Source organism: Paenibacillus sp. 1_12, from assembly GCF_900114475.1.
GTDB lineage: Bacteria > Bacillota > Bacilli > Paenibacillales > NBRC-103111 > Paenibacillus_S.
Genome location: NZ_FOTE01000004.1, coordinates 43,118 through 60,301, shown reverse-complemented (window position 1 = coordinate 60,301; position 17,184 = coordinate 43,118). Strand labels below are relative to the sequence as shown.

At 46.7% G+C, this 17,184-nt stretch carries 11 protein-coding genes; 1 reads left to right on the top strand and 10 read right to left on the bottom strand.

The window, feature by feature from the left end:
• Positions 1-12 precede the first annotated feature (12 nt).
• From BM210_RS10720 to BM210_RS10680, 9 genes are all read right to left on the bottom strand, one after another.
• Positions 13-1,119 carry an ABC transporter ATP-binding protein gene (locus BM210_RS10720; RefSeq protein WP_091168428.1) on the bottom strand — a complete coding sequence of 369 codons (1,107 nt, stop codon included), beginning with the start codon at positions 1,117-1,119 and terminating at the stop codon, positions 13-15.
• A gap of 127 nt (positions 1,120-1,246) precedes the next feature.
• Positions 1,247-2,284, bottom strand: a complete 1,038-nt coding sequence (locus tag BM210_RS10715; protein ID WP_091167786.1) for an aldo/keto reductase — start codon at positions 2,282-2,284, stop codon at positions 1,247-1,249.
• 141 nt (positions 2,285-2,425) lie between these two features.
• Positions 2,426-3,631, bottom strand: a complete 1,206-nt coding sequence (locus BM210_RS10710; protein WP_371263456.1) for an LLM class flavin-dependent oxidoreductase — start codon at positions 3,629-3,631, stop codon at positions 2,426-2,428.
• Between the two features lie 469 nt (positions 3,632-4,100).
• Positions 4,101-5,168, bottom strand: a complete 1,068-nt coding sequence (locus tag BM210_RS10705; RefSeq protein ID WP_091167782.1) for an isocitrate/isopropylmalate dehydrogenase family protein — start codon at positions 5,166-5,168, stop codon at positions 4,101-4,103.
• Positions 5,169-5,275: 107 nt separating this feature from the next.
• The gene (locus BM210_RS10700) at positions 5,276-6,607 is read right to left on the bottom strand and encodes an LLM class flavin-dependent oxidoreductase (protein ID WP_091167781.1); all 1,332 of its coding nucleotides are present in this window, start codon (positions 6,605-6,607) and stop codon (positions 5,276-5,278) included.
• 79 nt (positions 6,608-6,686) lie between these two features.
• Complete coding sequence (locus tag BM210_RS10695) at positions 6,687-8,018, bottom strand: ABC transporter substrate-binding protein (RefSeq protein ID WP_091167779.1); 1,332 nt, start codon at positions 8,016-8,018, stop codon at positions 6,687-6,689.
• A gap of 125 nt (positions 8,019-8,143) precedes the next feature.
• Positions 8,144-9,502, bottom strand: coding sequence for an LLM class flavin-dependent oxidoreductase (locus BM210_RS10690; RefSeq protein ID WP_091167778.1), 1,359 nt, complete (start codon positions 9,500-9,502; stop codon positions 8,144-8,146).
• A gap of 50 nt (positions 9,503-9,552) precedes the next feature.
• Positions 9,553-10,932 (bottom strand): LLM class flavin-dependent oxidoreductase, encoded by a 1,380-nt coding sequence (locus tag BM210_RS10685; protein ID WP_091167776.1) that lies wholly within the window; start codon positions 10,930-10,932, stop codon positions 9,553-9,555.
• 166 nt (positions 10,933-11,098) lie between these two features.
• Positions 11,099-12,562, bottom strand: coding sequence for an amidase family protein (locus tag BM210_RS10680; protein WP_091167775.1), 1,464 nt, complete (start codon positions 12,560-12,562; stop codon positions 11,099-11,101).
• 568 nt (positions 12,563-13,130) lie between these two features.
• On the opposite strand from BM210_RS10680, the gene BM210_RS10675 reads away from it, so the two are divergent.
• A complete protein-coding gene (locus BM210_RS10675) occupies positions 13,131-14,192 on the top strand; it encodes a bifunctional 3-deoxy-7-phosphoheptulonate synthase/chorismate mutase (RefSeq protein ID WP_091167773.1) in 1,062 nt (353 codons plus the stop codon).
• A gap of 76 nt (positions 14,193-14,268) precedes the next feature.
• Here the strand turns inward: BM210_RS10675 and BM210_RS10670 are convergent, their stop codons facing one another.
• Positions 14,269-17,124 (bottom strand): cadherin-like beta sandwich domain-containing protein, encoded by a 2,856-nt coding sequence (locus BM210_RS10670; RefSeq protein ID WP_091167772.1) that lies wholly within the window; start codon positions 17,122-17,124, stop codon positions 14,269-14,271.
• Between the last annotated feature and the right edge of the window lie 60 nt (positions 17,125-17,184).

Below are 17,184 nucleotides of genomic sequence, written 5' to 3'. Positions count from 1 at the left end.
GACAAACGTGATTTAAACAAATCTGGTTCCGGTGTCCCTGTGGAAAAATAAAGCCTTCGTCATATCCGGAGAAAGTCGAACCGACTCATCATCCTTAGCCTGAAAGCCTGGATTGACCCGAACGACCAGCAGCTTATCCTGACCGATATCCAGATGAAGGAATCGGTCTGCGCCCATCAACTCGCTGAGCTTATATACGCCTGTCAGAATCGCATCCGAGTAAAGACCTTCCAGATTAATATTTTCCGGTCGAATCCCAAGCGTTACCGTCCGGTTAACCTGATTGTGCTTAACCAAGGTCGGTGCCAAATCATTAGGAATTTCCAACGAAAAACGAGATGTCGAGAATTCAAGCTTGCCCGGAACATTTTCCACAATACGTCCGTCGATAAAGTTCATTTGCGGTGAGCCGATGAAGCTCGCAACGAAGGTATTGCTCGGGAATCTGTAGATGGTTTCCGGTGTATCCACCTGCTGAATGACGCCGTCCTTCATCACCACAATCCGATCCCCCATCGTCATCGCTTCGATCTGATCGTGAGTTACATAGATGAAGGTAACGCCCAGCGTTTTGTGAAGCTTGATAATTTCTGTACGCATCTGCACCCGCAGCTTCGCGTCCAGATTGGATAGGGGCTCATCCATGAGGAATACTTTGGGGTTGCGGACAATTGCACGACCTAACGCAACCCGCTGCCGCTGACCGCCTGATAAATTTTTAGGTTTTCGATCCAAGTACTGTTCAATTTCCAGCACGCGTGCCGCCTTTTTTACCGCCAAATCGATTTCATGCTTGGGTAGCTTACGAAGCCTGAGACCAAATGCGATATTCTCATAGACACTCAAATTCGGGTATAAGGCATAGTTCTGAAAAACCATAGCGATATCCCGATCCTTGGGAGGCAGGTCGTTGACCAGGGTATCGCCGATATAAATCTCACCTTCAGTGACGTCCTCAAGCCCGGCGATCATTCGCAGTGTCGTCGATTTGCCGCAGCCGGATGGACCTACAAAAACAAGGAATTCCTTGTCTTTGATATCCAGATGGAAATCTTGAACGACCGGATGCTTATCCTTGCCATAACGCTTATATAAATGATTAATTACAATTTCCGCCATCATGAACACTCCCTCTTGTCGGACCTGTCACTCTGCAGTCTCTGATCGGGATGGTCTCGAAGTCAGTGAACAATTCCCACTCCGTTCATTATTCACCGCACTTCTTGATCCATCTCTTGCTGCTCGATTAGCTTCTTGCCGCACCTGCGGGTTCTTTAAGCGCCGATGAACCTTGGCCAGACCGTGCCGCTTCGCTCGTAATGACATCGATTTCGGCAAGCTCTTCAGCCGATAACTTCTCTCCTATATGCTGTATAGATTCTGTCACTTGCTTGGCATTGGAAGCCCCCAGAATAGCGGACGTAATATGCGGTCTGCTGACAACCCATGTCAGTGCCAGCTGAGCCAATGACCAGCCTTTACGTTCGGCAATCCCTTTTAATTGCTCAACAATCTGGAAGTTGCGCTTCTCATCAAGCAGCACCTGCAGACGCTGCTCCCCGGCTGCTCCGCGAGTTCCTTCGGGCGGCGCCTGCTCAAAGTTGTATTTGCCTGTTAGCAAACCACGTCCGAGCGGACTGTACACAATTACGCCGACTTCTTCGGAAGCGGCAAAAGGCAGCAGCTCCTTCTCAATGTCGCGGGCAATAATGCTGTACTCCGGCTGAATGCTTTCGTACCGGTGAAGATTTAATCGGGCTGAGATGCCATGAGCCTTGGCAATTTGCCACGCAGCGTAGTTGGAAGCTCCGATGTATCTGACCTTACCTTGGCGAACCAGATCGTCCAAAGCTCTCAAGGATTCCTCAAGCGGTGTATTTTCGTCAAAACGGTGCACCTGGTATAAATCGATGTAGTCGGTTTTCAAGCGCTTAAGACTGTTTTCGACTGCACGCAAAATGTGATATCGGCTCTGACCTGCATCATTGGGCTCAAGTCCGACTCGACCGTGAACCTTCGTTGCCAATATAATACGATGTCTGCGCTCTCCCAGCAGGTTGCCGAGGATGGTTTCCGATTGTCCACCCTCCAACGGATTGTTGCGGTCCGATCCCGTGCCGTACACATCTGCGGTATCTATCAGGTTAATACCGGCATCAAGTGCCGTATCCAATACGTCAGCCGATTGCTGCTCGCTGATCCAACGTCCAAATGCCATTGTGCCCAAGCTAACCTCGGATACCTTTAAACCGGTTCTGCCAAATTTTCTAAGATTGATACTCATGATTAAACACTCCTAATATTTATATTGGGGATAAAATTTATGAATCCAGTGAACAAGCTGCACAGTCCGACTACAGCGCTCTGGCAGCAGCTAAGCAATGTATGCTTGATGATGCTGTACGACGATTTACGATGCTTTGCGTTAAGATACAAAAATGTCTTTATGGCTGGCATCAGCCCGCTCCAACAGCTTCTTTTTCACTGCAGGAATTAGTGCTTTACCGGAGATCGACGCTTCCTCAAGATTGGGATAGCCTGATAGTATAAAGGAGGTGACGCCGATATCGATATATTCGATCAACCGGTCCGCTACCTGATCCGGAGTGCCCACAAACGCCATTGCACCACCTCCGCGCACAACCGAAAGCCCGGCCCAGAAGTTCGGGGCAATGACATAATCATTGCTGGCCGATTGCCGCCGCACCTGATTTTGCCTTTGTTGCCCAGCCGACTCCGCCTTTGAGAACCTTGCCTCCGTTTCCTCCAGAGTGGCAGGAGCGACTTGGCTTACAATAAGCCTGGCTGCTGCCCACGCCTCTTCCTCCGTCTCGCGAATAACTACCTGTGCCCTGATGCCATAGCGAATTTCCCGGTCAATGCCTTGCGTCCTGTAAAGCACATCACGGTGATACTCGACTTCATCTATTTGCTCTTTGATCCAATCGAGCGGCTCCGCCCACATCAGATACACATCGGCGATCTCAGCTGCAGTTCGTTTCGCTGCCGGCGAGCTGCCGCCAAAATAAAACGGCGGATGCGGCTTCTGCACTGGTGATGGGTAGCTAACTCCACCCTCAATCTGAAAGTACTGTCCGTTGAAATCAAACGGTTCTACTTCCTTACCCTTGCTGCGTGACGCCAATAGGGTATTGCCTTCTACCTCCTGGGAGTTAATCCACAGCTGGCGGACAATCTGGATATATTCCAGCGTACGCGCATATCTGGCATCCTTGTCAAAGGCCAGCGAGTCGCCCATAGCTTTCATATCCTCGGGCGAACTCCCCGTTACGATATTGATCAGAGCCCTGCCTCCTGTCACCTCATCCAGCGTAGCCCCCATTCGTGCAGCCAGCGCAGGAGCGATTAAGCCCGGGCGCATAGCTACCAGTGGCTTCAACACCTTCGTATGAGCCGCTAATGTCGCGCCCATGATCCAGGCATCCGTACAATGTCCTCCTGTCGGGATCAGCGCAAAAGTATAACCCGCCTCCTCCACTGCCTGTGCAACACGAATCATATAAGCAGTGTCTACCACACGATCAGGCTTGACGCCAATAAAAGGGCCATCTCCTCTTGTTGGCATATACCAACCGAATTCAGGTTCTATTGCTTTATGCTGAACCATCATATCCTCACTCCTTTGAATACCCTAATGCGATTTTGCACAAAAAAAGCACAACAAAATGTTGTGCTCTTCCAGTGGACTGGTCATCGCTACTTACTATTCCTATAGTTTTAGTATGAATTTATTCACTTTACCATAGCACTACCAATCTGGCAATGCTATTTTTTAAATTTTTACTATTTAATACAATTATTAACTATTTAGTACCTTCGAATGTAGCGGATCAAATCCTGCTTGAACGGCCGGTAGCTTTTGTCACTGCCACACACCTGCATGATGATCGATTACGCAAAAAAAACCGAAGATATAGCTTAGTAAAGCTGGATCTCCGGTTGTCCGGTAGTTGATTACACAATGTATATTATTCCTATCTTATTACTGTAGTTTGAAATATAGCACCCCTTATCTTCCATGTCAATAAGGTTTTGTATTATTTCCCAAAATTTTTGATGCGCTCCAATCGCAGTTAACTCTAAATCAGCTTAGCGATAACAGCTTGCGTGAATGCAGTCGTTGAGGCTGATCCACCGAGATCCCGCGTGCTCACTCCGCCCTCAATTGTGCTCAGTATTGCATTTTCTATAAGCCGTCCGATTTGATGCAGTCTAGAATCGTTATGCCGATTGCCAAGCCAATCCAGCAGCATCACAGACGAGAGCAGCTCTCCAACCGGATTGGCTGTATTGCTTCCAGCAATGTCCGGTGCTGATCCGTGGGCTGCCTGTGCCATCGCTCTATCATCGCTCGCATTAATGGAAGGAGCCAGTCCCAGACTTCCCACCAGCTCGCCCGCCAAGTCAGAGAGAATATCGCCGAACATATTCGTTGTCACAATGACATCAAAATCCTTGGCACGGCGCACGAGATGTGCTGCCATCGCATCAATATGATAGTCGTCAACCGTTACTTCCGGGTACTGTGCCCCGACTTCACGGCAGGTGCTTAAGAACAGACCGTAACCCAGCTTGATCACATTAGCCTTGTGTACAATAGTAACATGCTTGCTCCGCTTCATCGCTGACTGAAAAGCGGCATGGGCAATACGCTCAGCAGCTTTACGCGTAAATACACCGACCGAAACAGCGACATCAGGCGTAACCAGCCACTCCCCCATACCAGTAAACATATTTCGATCCGGATAAAAGCCCTCCGTATTTTCACGATAAATGACCAAGTCCGCTTCACCCACAACACTCTTGATTCCGGGGATCGTTTTGTTCGGACGAATATTGGCATACAGATCAAAGTGATGACGCAGCTCTCCGCTTGGATTTCGCTTTTCCTGATGCTCCAAGGGATAAGACGAGGAATCATGCGGTCCCATGATCCAGCCGTGGCAGCTGCCGAGCGCCTCCTTCGTGAGTAAAGGCAGCGCATCACCGAACTCTCTGATCGCAGGCCAGCCCATCGGAAGCTCCAGCCAATCCAGCTCAACGCCTTGAACAATTTTCGATGCAGCCGTCAGCACATCAACAGCGGACTGAACGATTTCCGGACCGATCCCGTCTCCCCGCAATACGCCAATTTTGTAGGCAGTCACTCTAACGCCTCCCGTCTCCTATGTTATAATTATGAACACCCCATCGGATAAGTCCATTTTACCAGAATGTCACGATAATTATAGATATTCTCCGTTGTGCTATTCCCTCAATTCTGATATACAGCAGCATTCGGGACTTGACGCAAGTTAGCCGGACGAGCCAGACCCAAATTCTCACGTAATGTTATCCCCTCGTAAGCGGTGCGGAATAAACCTCGGTTTTGCAGCTCAGGGATAACTTTATCAACAAATACATCCAATCCACTCGGGTATAGCTGCGGCATCACGTTAAAGCCATCAGCAGCACCGTTTTTAAACCAATGCTCCATTACATCCGCCATTTGCAGAGGAGTCCCCGTAAAGGTAAGGTGTCCCCTTGCACCTGCAAGACGCTGTACAAGCTGGCGGATCGTCAGATTTTCATTACGTACCAAATCGACAACAAGCTGATGACGACTTTTATTACCATTTACCTCTTCAAGTGCCTTTGCTTCATGCAGGGGAACCGGGCCATCAAGCGGATATTCCGATAAATCAACTCCAAAGCGAGACGATAGCCTTTTGACAGCATCTGTTGTATCAATCAGATTATCCAGCTCCCGCTCAATCTCTCTAGCTTCAGCTTCCGTATCCGCCAGAATCGGACTGATGCCCGGTAATATTTGCAGCTGCTCCGGTTTCCTTCCATACTTGGCCAATCTTGATTTTACATCGCTATAAAAGGCTTTGCCGTCATCAAACGTCTGCTGCGCTGTGAATATAACCTCAGCTGTCTTGGCGGCCAATTCCTTGCCGCTTTCGGAAGAACCCGCCTGAACAAGCACCGGATAGCCCTGAGGCGGTCGCGGAATGTTCAGTGGACCCTTCACGGAATAGTGCTTTCCCTTAAAATTAATTTCATGGACCTTATCATGAGCAAACTGTGTGCCCGACTGTTTATTATAAACAACAGCATCGTCCTCCCAGCTATCCCACAGCTGTTTTGTCACTTCAACGAACTCTTCGGCGGTTTCATAGCGTAGTGAATGCTCTGGGTGTTCTTCTCTACCGAAATTTGCCTCTGCTGAGCCTGATCCCGTTACGATGTTCCAACCAGCACGTCCGTTGCTGATATGATCGAGGGAAGCAAATTTGCGCGCAATATGGAAGGGCTCATTATACGTCGTATTCACCGTGGCAATCAGTCCGATATGTTGGGTGACGGCAGCTAACGCAGATAGAAAGGTGAACGGCTCCAGCCTGCTCATCTTTCCCACGTAACCATCAGCCAAAAAGAGTGAATCGAGCAGGCCGCGCTCTGCGGTCTGTGCCAGCTGAATGAAATGTTGAATATTAAGCGATAGCTCCGGATGAGTGTCCGGGTGTCTCCATGCCGCCTCATGATGCCCGGCCCCGCGAATAAAAGCGTTCAAATGCAGCTTGCGTTCTGATGTACTCATCTTATACACATCTCCCTTTTGGATAGTCGTCATCTACGAGCTTAATTTCTATAGACTAAGTCTGCTTTGCATATCATTGTTATTGATTTTTTTGCAGCCTTTCGATTTCTTTATCGATGTTTTCCGACGCTTTGCGGATCGCCGAATTCACGTCAACACCATGGGCCAAATCCAGATTGGCTTCGGTCATATATTTACCAATATCCGTTTCAAATGGATTGGATTTATGCGTTTGAAGTGGGGTGCCCACAAAAATATTCTGGATCTTCTTCCCCTTCAACGTGCCTACGTCTGCACCGTATTCCTTTTCCAGCTCAGGATTAATAATCGCAGGCACCCTGCCGTTGCGTGATATAATTCGCTGTGCTTCATCGGACAGCAGATATTGAATAACCTGGAAGGCGGCATCTTTTTTCTTGCTAAGGCTGGTCATGGTGATAGAATGGACCTGAGTTTCACGTGTTTTGCCAAGCTGATCGGCAAAGGTAGGAATTGGCGCAATATCCCAGTTCACATCAATCCCCTGCTGGCGCAGCTCCTCCATAGGCCCGACCATATTAGCTAGCCAGGCTGGCCGCATCGCCATCGTCCGATCCTTCATAAAGACATCTCTTCCCCACAAATACTTGGTATTATCCTTGGGCAGGAAGCCGGGAATGTCAAAGTTGGCCTTCGTTATATTAAATACCCGCAGCCATTCCGGACTGCCCAAAAGTGATTTGCCCGTGATCGGATCAATGGTTGCCAGTGCCAGGCTTCTTGAATAATAAGTGAGTCCTTCGGCATCCAAGCCGATGTACTGGACTCCATTTTCCGTTCTTGTCAGCTGGCGTGCCAAATCCAGAGCCTGTTCCCAAGTCATCTGCTCGTCAGACGGATATGGAACACCGAATTTATCAAAAACGTCCTTATTGTAATACAAAATGTGTTGATTGGAATTGTAAGGAACACCATAGATCTCGCCGTTGTCTCCGAACGAATGAATATAACCTGACAAATACGGCTTAATCCGGTTTTCGTCAAAATTATATTTCTTGAACCATGGACGCAAATCCTCGACGACCTTGAGCTTTTTTAACGTATGATAATTGTCCCCAAACACCAGGTCTGGAACGGTACCTGAAGAAAATAATTCCGGAACCGTCACTGTAGATGGCGGCTCCAGCCGGTCAATCGTAATCTGTTTAAATTTCTTTTCAACCGGGTCCTTGATCTGGTTTTTAAACTCGGTGGCCGTAAAGGTCGCCCCGCTCACGTAAAAGATCAGGTTGACCGGCTCGTTAATTTCCACAGGCTTGTCTGATAATGGTTGCTGACTCTGCTCATCTGTTCGTTTCCCATCCTTGGAGCAAGCCGTGAATAGTACAGATAAGGATACGATAATAGCAAGAACCGATTGGGTTCTATTCATCTTCAACAAGCTCCTTTTCTTATAGTGGGTTATATAATTACATAAAAAAACTGGAAACATGTAAATAAACATGTCGCCAGTTGTCTGGAGGTCTATGCTGCATCTTATTCATCTAATCGTAATGATTATCTTGCCGCCTCTTGCGCTTCAATAGTTTGCCCGCTCGCTGCCCATATTTGTTTATGCTGGTTGTCGGGCCTTGCCAAACCCAGATTCTCGCGCAGCGTTCTTCCTTCATAGGCTGTGCGAAAAATCCCGCGATTTTGCAGCTCAGGGATTACCTTGTCTACGAATGCGTCCAGACCTGTCGGGAAAATCGGCGGCAAAATATTAAAGCCGTCAGCTCCTCCTTCACGGAACCATTTCTCAATAAAGTCAGCTATTTGAAGAACAGACCCAGTATGGGTAATATGTCCATGTCCTCCAGCACTACGGCTAATGAACTGTTTGATTGTAAACTTATCCCTGATCGCAGCATCAATAATCACGTCGCGCCGGGAAGTGATCCCCACCCTGAACTCCTCGGCAGGCCTCAGCTTATCAAGCGGCACGGGTGCATCTAGGGGGTATTCGGATAGATCTACCGTAAAGAAGCGTGAAAGGTTACGCAGCGCGTTCTCCGTATTCAGCAGCGTGAACAGCTCCTCTTCGAGATCCCTGGCCTCTGCTTCCGTATCGCCAATAATCGGGCAAAGCCCAGGCAGAATAAGCAATTGGTCAGGTTTTCTTCCGAACTTGGCCAGCCTGCCCTTCACATCGCTATAAAAATCCTGCGCTGCGCCAAGCGTTTGCTGAGCGGTGAAGATTGCTTCTGCCGTCCTTGCCGCCAGCTCCTTGCCGCCTTCAGAGGACCCAGCTTGGACTAGCACTGGATACCCCTGTGGCGGACGCGGAATATTGAGCGGTCCTTTGACCTTGTAATATTCGCCCTGAAAGTTAATGTTGTAAACCTTGCTTGAATCAAGACGAATATCCTTTTCCTTATTATAAACAAGCGCATCCTCTTCCCAGCTATCCCACAGCTGCTTGACAACATCCACGAATTCCTCTCCAACCCTGTAGCGCTGTTCCACATCCGGGTGCTCTTCCCGACCGAAATTGTGAGCTGCAGATTGTGCGCCCGTTACGATATTCCAGGCAGCTCGCCCTTTGCTGATGTGATCCAATGAGGCAAACTGACGGGCAACATGATAAGGATCGTTATAGGTCGTACCAACGGTAGCAATGAAGCCAATATGCTTCGTTAGCGTTGCAAGCGCTGAGAATAGCGTGAATGGCTCGAAGCCACGCGATAATCCGGCATAACCGTCCGCCACAAAAAGGGAATCCAGCAGTCCCCGTTCAGCGGTTCGCGCCTGATTAGCAAAATGCGCTAAATCCAGTCCGCCGTTTGGATTGACTAACGGGTGCTTGGAGGATGCGGCATGATGCCCCGTACCTCGAATAAATACGTTAAAATGGGCCTTTCTATCCGTTTTAGTCAAATCATCCACCTCATATCGTCATATTAGCTCTAAAATTCATACCCTGAAGCTTACTGCGCAGGCTCGAAAGCAATATCCTTGGCCGCTTGAGCTTGATGCCTGGCTGTCCATATTTCCCGATTCTTGTTTAAGGGTCGAGTAAGCCCTAAGTTTTCACGTAAAGTAGTACCTTCATAAGCTGTCCGAAAAATACCGCGATTTTGCAGCTCGGGAATTACCTTGTTAATGAATGTATCTAGGCTGTGTGGCACTACCTGCGGCAATAAATTGAATCCGTCAGCTCCGCGCTCCCGCAGCCAGGTTTCAATAAAATCGGCTACTTGCATGTAAGAACCCCGATAAGTTACATGACCATGACCACCAGCACTGCGGTTCAAAAATTGTCGAATCGTCAGATTATCTCTGCGCACAGCGTCGAGTACAACCTCACGACGGCTTGTAATGCCTCCGTTTTTGCTGCCATCCTCAGGTTTAACCTTATCGAGCGGTACACGATCATCTAACGCATACTCAGATAGATCGACCGAGAAAAACCTTGAAGCCTGTTTTAACGAGCTCTCAAGATTCAATAAAGAGAATAAATCATCCTCCAGATCCTTGGCCTCTGCTTCGGTTTCGCCAACAATCGACCCCAGCCCAGGCATAATAAGCAATTGATCCGGACTTCTTCCATATTTTTTCAATCTTGATTTGACATCGGTATAAAACTCTTGCGCCGCCCCAAGCGTCTGCTGTGCTGTAAAAATCACCTCGGCATGTTTAGCCGCCAGCTCCTTGCCATTTTCTGAAGAGCCTGCCTGTACAAGAACGGGATAGCCTTGCGGAGGGCGTGGTATATTCAATGGACCTTTTACATTAAAATAATTGCCTTTAAAATCTATTTCATGAACATTGGTGTGATTAACCTGTAAACTCCGTTCACCGCTGCTCGATACATCATCTTCATCCCAGCTGTCCCACAGCTGCTTGGTAACCTCAACAAACTCATCGCCGATTTCATATCGTTTACTTGGCTCAGGGTAGCCGCCCCACCTCGTAATATTGTTGCCATCCTCTGGTGAATGTCCCGTCACGATGTTCCAGCCAGCTCGCCCATTACTTAGGTAATCTAATGATGCCAATTTCCTAGCTACATGAAAAGGATCATTATAGGTGGTGCTTACAGTCCCGATCAATCCAATATGGGTGGTCACTGCCGCCAGCGCAGAGAGCAATGTGAATGGCTCCAGCCTTCTCCCTGTACCTGAATAATTGTCTGCCGTAAATAAAGAGTCGATTAGCCCTCGTTCAGCCAATTGAGCCAACTCTATATATTTTTCAATATCCAGATCTCGTTCAGGCTCCGCATCAGGATGCTTCCATCCCCCTGCATGGTGGCCTGCAATGCGAACAAACACATTAAGATGTATCTTTCGCTTATTTTCACTCATACTTCTCACACTCCGCTCCGCAAAATTTACCCACAAATGCAAAAAAACCAGAAACAAGCCGAGGCTGGTTTCCGGTGGTCCGGTTAATCCTTATAATTTATTAAATTCATATGCGAATACTCGGTTATAAATTTACCATCGCAATCCTTATTTTGTCAACAAACAATTAAAATTTTGGAATTTTTCTATGTTTTGTTTTTTGTTCGAATGCAAAAGCAATACGAATCAAGGTCGGTTCGCTAAATGCCCCTCCCGCAAAGGTAATGCCAAATGCTCTGCCATTTTCCTGAAATCCAGCAGGCACAGCTATAGACGGATATCCCGCTCTAGCACAAATATCGGCCCCAACATAGGAAGGAAAGAGGATTGCATCCAATCCATACTTGTTTAATGCGTAATCGATACCCATAGTTTGCGAATAATATAAATCAGTAATGGATTGTAAAATATATTTGGGATCTTTTAATGGATTTTCAAATAGGAGTCGATTTTCCAAACAATTTTGTCCGTATTTTAAAGCTTTCTCAGCATTGTGCTCGTTCCATTCAACCAGTTCATTCAAAGTGTGGACGGGTACATGGGATGGGAGACCTTGCAGATAATTATCAACAGCATGCTTAAATTCGATATTCATTTTATTAAACTCCCATTTTCTATGAAACGATGGGATTTCTATATCTTCAACAACATGAGCTCCAGATTCCTTTATCTTGGTTACCGCATCATTAAATAAGACCTCATCATACTCGTCACTGTCGCGATATTGTTTCGGTTTAGCATTCCTAAAAACGCCTACGGTTGCTGCTTTTAATCCGTCGCTATCTAAAAAGTCTGTATAGTTTGGGGATTCGTTATTCCTCCAAGTAGCCGGATCCCTTTCGTCTTTTCCTGTTAATGCATCTAATAAGATGGCTGCATCTGTGACAGTCCTGGCCATAGGTCCAGCAGTATCTTGAGAATACGTCCATGGTATGACTCCTGTACGGCTTATTAAGCCAACCGTTGGTTTTATTCCAACTATGGAATTTTGCACAGACGGGCTTAAAATGGAGGCAGATGTTTCCGTGCCAACCGCAACGGATGTAAAGTTTGCCGCTACAGCTGCCGCAGAGCCCGTACTGGACCCACCCGGAAAGTGATCCCCATACGGATTCAATGTTTGTCCGCCTATAGAGCTGTATCCAGACCACATTGAAGAAGATATGCCGTTTGCCCATTCTGTCAAATTTGTTTTTCCAAGAATGACTGCACCAGCTTGTCTTAGCTTTTGGACGAGGAAAGCATCCTTTGCGCTTACATGGTTTTCCAAAGCCAATGCTCCCGCATGTGTACGCATCTTATCGTTTGTTTCGATATTCCCTTTCAATACAACCGGAATGCCGTGTAGAAGGCTCCTTGCACCTGCTGTTTTTCTTTCTTGGTCTAATGCTTCTGCAATAAAAATGACATCTGGATTCATTTCCATCATAGCGTTTATCATAGGTCCATTTTGATCATAAGTTGCTATTCGATACATGTAATACATAACAAGTTCTCTTGAGGTAAGCTCCCCCTTATTCATTGCATCCTGTAATTCTAAAATCGTGGCTTCTTCCCCATTAAGATGGTTTAATCCAAATATAGGTTCCATGTAACAACTCCTCATTTCTAAAATCCATTCTTAATTGAAGCTTACCACAACCTAAATGATGATTTTGGGAAAGATTAATTATAATATTGATGAAATCTCCCACTCACAAAATTACATATTTTACATAATATTATTATAACAATAAATTCACATTACCCCTTGCAGACTTCACAACGATAAAGCGAATAAGCGTTAAACCACATGCTTGCAATATTTCCAAATTGATTTAAAATGCATAGTAATCAAGCACAACTTTATTTCGATACAAGCGATGACGGAAAGAGTACGCGGTCAACGATTCATTACAGGGACGGAGTGCCACAGACTGAAAGCACCCGATCGAACGCCCCGCCGAAGTTCACTCCCGAGCTGGTTCCTGAACGGCTGCCCCTATGGGCATCTCTTAGGGATACCCGTAATTCCCTGCGTTAAGGGTCTACAAGTGAGAACCGCATTCCTTTTTTACAGGAACTGCAGTTCTAATTAGGGTGGTACCACGGCTTCTCGTCCCTTGCGATGAGGAGTCTTTTTGTTTTCCAAAAATCATATTTAAAAGGAGAGAACTAGGATGAATTCAATGAATGTAGAGCAATTAAGGGAAACAATAACAGGAATTAATCAACAGCTTCTTGAGTTGTTATCGGAACGGGCACGGATTGCTCAGGAGATCGGGCATGTGAAAGAGAAGCAGGGCATACCTAAGTTCGATCCTTTACGGGAGAAGCAAATGTTGGAGGAGCTAGTCGCTCGAAACGCCGGGCCTTTTGATCACGGGACCATTCGCCACCTGTTCAAGCAAATTTTCCAAGCTTCATTAGACCTCCAGCAAACTGATCACACTAAACAACTGTTGGTCAGCCGAAAAAGGCAGAAGGAAGATACTATCGTGACCATAGGAGATATTGCTGTTGGAGCCGGAAAGCCAGTCCTGATCGCTGGCCCTTGTGCTGTTGAAAGCTATGAACAGGTGCGTCAAGTAGCTGCCGCATTGAAACAAGCAGGGGTTACCATTATGCGCGGCGGCGCATTCAAACCAAGAACATCCCCGTATGATTTTCAAGGCTTAGGAATTGAAGGTTTGAAAATTTTGAAGGAGGTTGCAACCGAATTCGGTCTTAAGACAATCAGTGAAATCGTCGACCCTGCCCACATCGAAATGGCAAGCGAATACATTGACGTCATCCAAATCGGTGCGCGTAACATGCAGAACTTTGAGCTTCTGAAGGCAGCAGGCAGTGTACGCACACCTATCCTATTGAAACGGGGCATTGCCGCTACAATTGAAGAATTTCTTCATGCGGCAGAATACATTTTGGCCGGAGGCAATAGACAAGTGATGCTAATCGAACGTGGAATTCGGACGTATGAGAAGGCAACACGCAATACGCTGGATATTTCCGCGGTTCCGATATTGAAGCAGGAGAGCCATCTGCCAGTTCTCGTAGATGTTACTCATTCAACAGGCCGCAAGGATATATTCGCTCCCTGCGCCAAAGCCGCATTAGCCGCGGGAGCAGATGGTATCATGGTAGAGGTACATCCCGATCCCGCAACTGCCTTGTCCGATGCAGCCCAGCAGCTCAATATTGAAGAGTTTAATCGCTTCTACAAGGAACTCCATATTATATAACTTCTTCAGTGTGTATGTAACTCTTTTACTCAAAAAAATCGACTGATCCCAAAGGATTAGTCGATTCTCGTTTACTTTATTTTATGATTATCGGTTGGATCTGCAGCAGCATGAATCGCATATCATCACTATCGATTTTTCCATCTAGATTGATGTCGAACATATGAGTCGAAAAGTGTATCACATCATCTATGGTTATTTTACCATCGCCATTCAAATCGACATAACTAAAAGTTGGCTGTGCCGATCGATGGACCACCAATTCAAAGGACTTTTGCTGACCATCATGGGTAGTCACGACCATGGTTAATGATTGGGTCCCAATAGCTAAATTCGATACCAAGATAGAGTTCGCCGTATACGTAGCCCCAGTGACGCTTAACGAAGCATTTGGATCAGAAAGAACTATTTGGAGGGCTACTGACTTGTTTTCAAACCCCACATCCAGATGGTAACTGTTTGATGTACGCGATAATGTCTTGTTCATGAAGGTGATTGAACTAATGTCAGCCGTGCCCAAACCTTGCCTATTCACATCAATGGTATAGGTCTTACTGGATAGGTTATCAGGCGCTGTTACTTTAACAGATACTCGATTTGACCCGATATTATTCAGGTAGACAGCACCAGTTACCGATATTCCATTAGCAACAATTTCAAGTTTAGCTTGCGGCTCAACAGGCACAGCGGATACAAAAATACTGTAAACACTATTACCTACACTTGTTGTGTAACTCGTCGTCCCTGCTGAAAAAGCTGGAGTCAGCGTGCCCGCACTCAGTGATAAACTACTCAAATCTGCATTGCTGCTGGCTGGTCGGTTTATCGTTACCGTATATGTTTTTGTCGAGTTATCCTGAGCTGTCACCATGATTGTGATCGTGTTAGCCCCTATAATCAATGGAACGTTTACCTTACTGCCGCTTGTTATCGTGCTCCCATTTACCTTAAGTGTTGCCGTGTTATCCGCTATAGTCGGAGTCACATTAAGATTGCTTACGGTATAAGCTACATCATTCGTATAACTAATTGTTTCTGCGGCAAATGCTGGTGACAGCGTACCTTGATCTAACAGCAGATTGCTTAATTCGGCATTAGCGCTCGGTGCCGCTCGGTTGATCGTTACCGTATATGTTTTCGTCGAGTTGTCTTGAGCTGTAACGACTACCGTAACGGTATTGTCTCCTACATTCAATGGTAGGGTTACCGGACTGCCGCTTGTTACTGCGATTCCGTTTACCTTAAACGCTGCCGTGTTATCCGCTATAGTCGGAATCACATTAAGGCTGCTTGTCGTGTAAGCTACGCTGTTTGTGTAACTGATGGTTCCCGCAGCAAATGCTGGTGACAACGTGCCGTGATCCATCATCAGATTGCTTAAGTCGGCATTACTGCTGGCAGCACGATTTACTGTGACTGTATAAGTCTTCTGTGCTACGCCGTCTTGGGCTGTAACTACTACCGTGATGCTATTGGGTCCTACGGTTAAAGGGAAAGCTAATGGGCTTCCACTCGTTGCCACACTTCCGTTCACCTTGAGCGTTGCCGTATTATCCGCTATTGTCGGGATCAATTTGAGGCTGCTTACAGGGTTAGCTACATCATTGGTGTAATTCATTGTTTCTGCGGCAAAAGCTGGTGACAGCATACCTTGATCCACAATTAGGTTGCTTAAGTAAGCGTTGCTGCTGCTTGCACGGTTTACCGTTACTGTATAGTTTTTTTGTGTTACGCCGTCTTGAGCTGTAACTACTATCGTAATGTTATTATTTCCTAGCGCCAACGGTATGGTTACTTCGCTTCCATTCGTAATCGGATTTCCATTGACCTTAACCGTTGCTGTACTATCTGCCAAAGTCGGGGTCACTTGTATACTGTTTACTGCATTTCCCACACCAGCTGTATAGTTTGTTAATTCCGCCGCAAAAGGCGGTGAAAGTAAACCTTGGTCAAGCGACAGGCTGCTCAAGTCTGCATTCATACTTAATAATTGGGTTTCAAGCCAACCCTCCTGCCCTACAGCAACATACTTGCTTTGTGCATACGTAACCGCATTAAAAAACTTGGTTGTATTCGATGCTTCATTCATCCAGGTAATACCGTCAGACGAGGAAATGATTTTCCCGTTATCACCTGCGGCAACGAATTTAGAGCCCCCATAGGTAATACCATTTATTCCTGCTGAACCGTTCGGAACGGAGCGAGATGTCCAAGTGGTACCATCCGGAGAGGTTAGTAGGGTTCCCGATGAACCAACAGCAATAAACAGACCACTGCCATAAGTTACCCCCAACAGATCATTACTTGTTCCCGATGTTTGTTGTGTCCATGTGTTTCCGTCAGGTGATGTATAAATTGTGCCCGCCGATCCTACAGCGATAAATTCCCCCCCGCCGTAGTGGACTCTATTAAAGTCTTGTAATCCTTTGGTCTGTGAAGTCCAATTAATTCCGTCTGCTGACGTAGCGATTACTCCACCTTTCCCAACGGCTACAATACGGCTTCCATCGTAAGCGACCGAGTAGAGGTCGCTAGTGACCCCCGAGGTTTGAAGGGTCCACGTACCACTATTACCCGTAGGGGAAGTCATAATATTGGTAGAGTTTGAGCCCACTACAACCCATTGAATTCCTGTATATACAGCATCATTGGGTATAAAGGCAACACTCTGTTTAACCCATGTAATCCCATCTGCAGATGAAACCATCTCACTGCTCACAGGATCAACAGCAAGCCATTTCCCACCGCCATAAGCAACACTTTGAAGCTGCCCTGTGTTCGTAGCATTCGAGGTTTGGCTTGTCCAAACACCTGATGCCATGGCGATATTATTAAAGCTATAGAATACGCTAAGCAATAAAATCGCTAGAATCGTTAACTGCAATATGGATAATCGCCGACAACGTTCAGCTATTCGTATCCTAATCATCATTGAATCCCCCTATCATAGCCTGCCTGATACTGCATCCTTTTTCGTTGAGAACACTTCATG

Coding starts and splice junctions, on each gene's coding strand:
- BM210_RS10720 (WP_091168428.1), bottom strand. CDS start 1,119: ATGGCGGAAATTGTAATTAATCATTTATATAAGCGTTATGGCAAGGAT.
- BM210_RS10715 (WP_091167786.1), bottom strand. CDS start 2,284: ATGAGTATCAATCTTAGAAAATTTGGCAGAACCGGTTTAAAGGTATCC.
- BM210_RS10710 (WP_371263456.1), bottom strand. CDS start 3,631: ATGATGGTTCAGCATAAAGCAATAGAACCTGAATTCGGTTGGTATATG.
- BM210_RS10700 (WP_091167781.1), bottom strand. CDS start 6,607: ATGAGTACATCAGAACGCAAGCTGCATTTGAACGCTTTTATTCGCGGG.
- BM210_RS10695 (WP_091167779.1), bottom strand. CDS start 8,018: ATGAATAGAACCCAATCGGTTCTTGCTATTATCGTATCCTTATCTGTA.
- BM210_RS10685 (WP_091167776.1), bottom strand. CDS start 10,932: ATGAGTGAAAATAAGCGAAAGATACATCTTAATGTGTTTGTTCGCATT.
- BM210_RS10680 (WP_091167775.1), bottom strand. CDS start 12,562: ATGGAACCTATATTTGGATTAAACCATCTTAATGGGGAAGAAGCCACG.
- BM210_RS10675 (WP_091167773.1), top strand. CDS start 13,131: ATGAATTCAATGAATGTAGAGCAATTAAGGGAAACAATAACAGGAATT.
- BM210_RS10670 (WP_091167772.1), bottom strand. CDS start 17,124: ATGATGATTAGGATACGAATAGCTGAACGTTGTCGGCGATTATCCATA.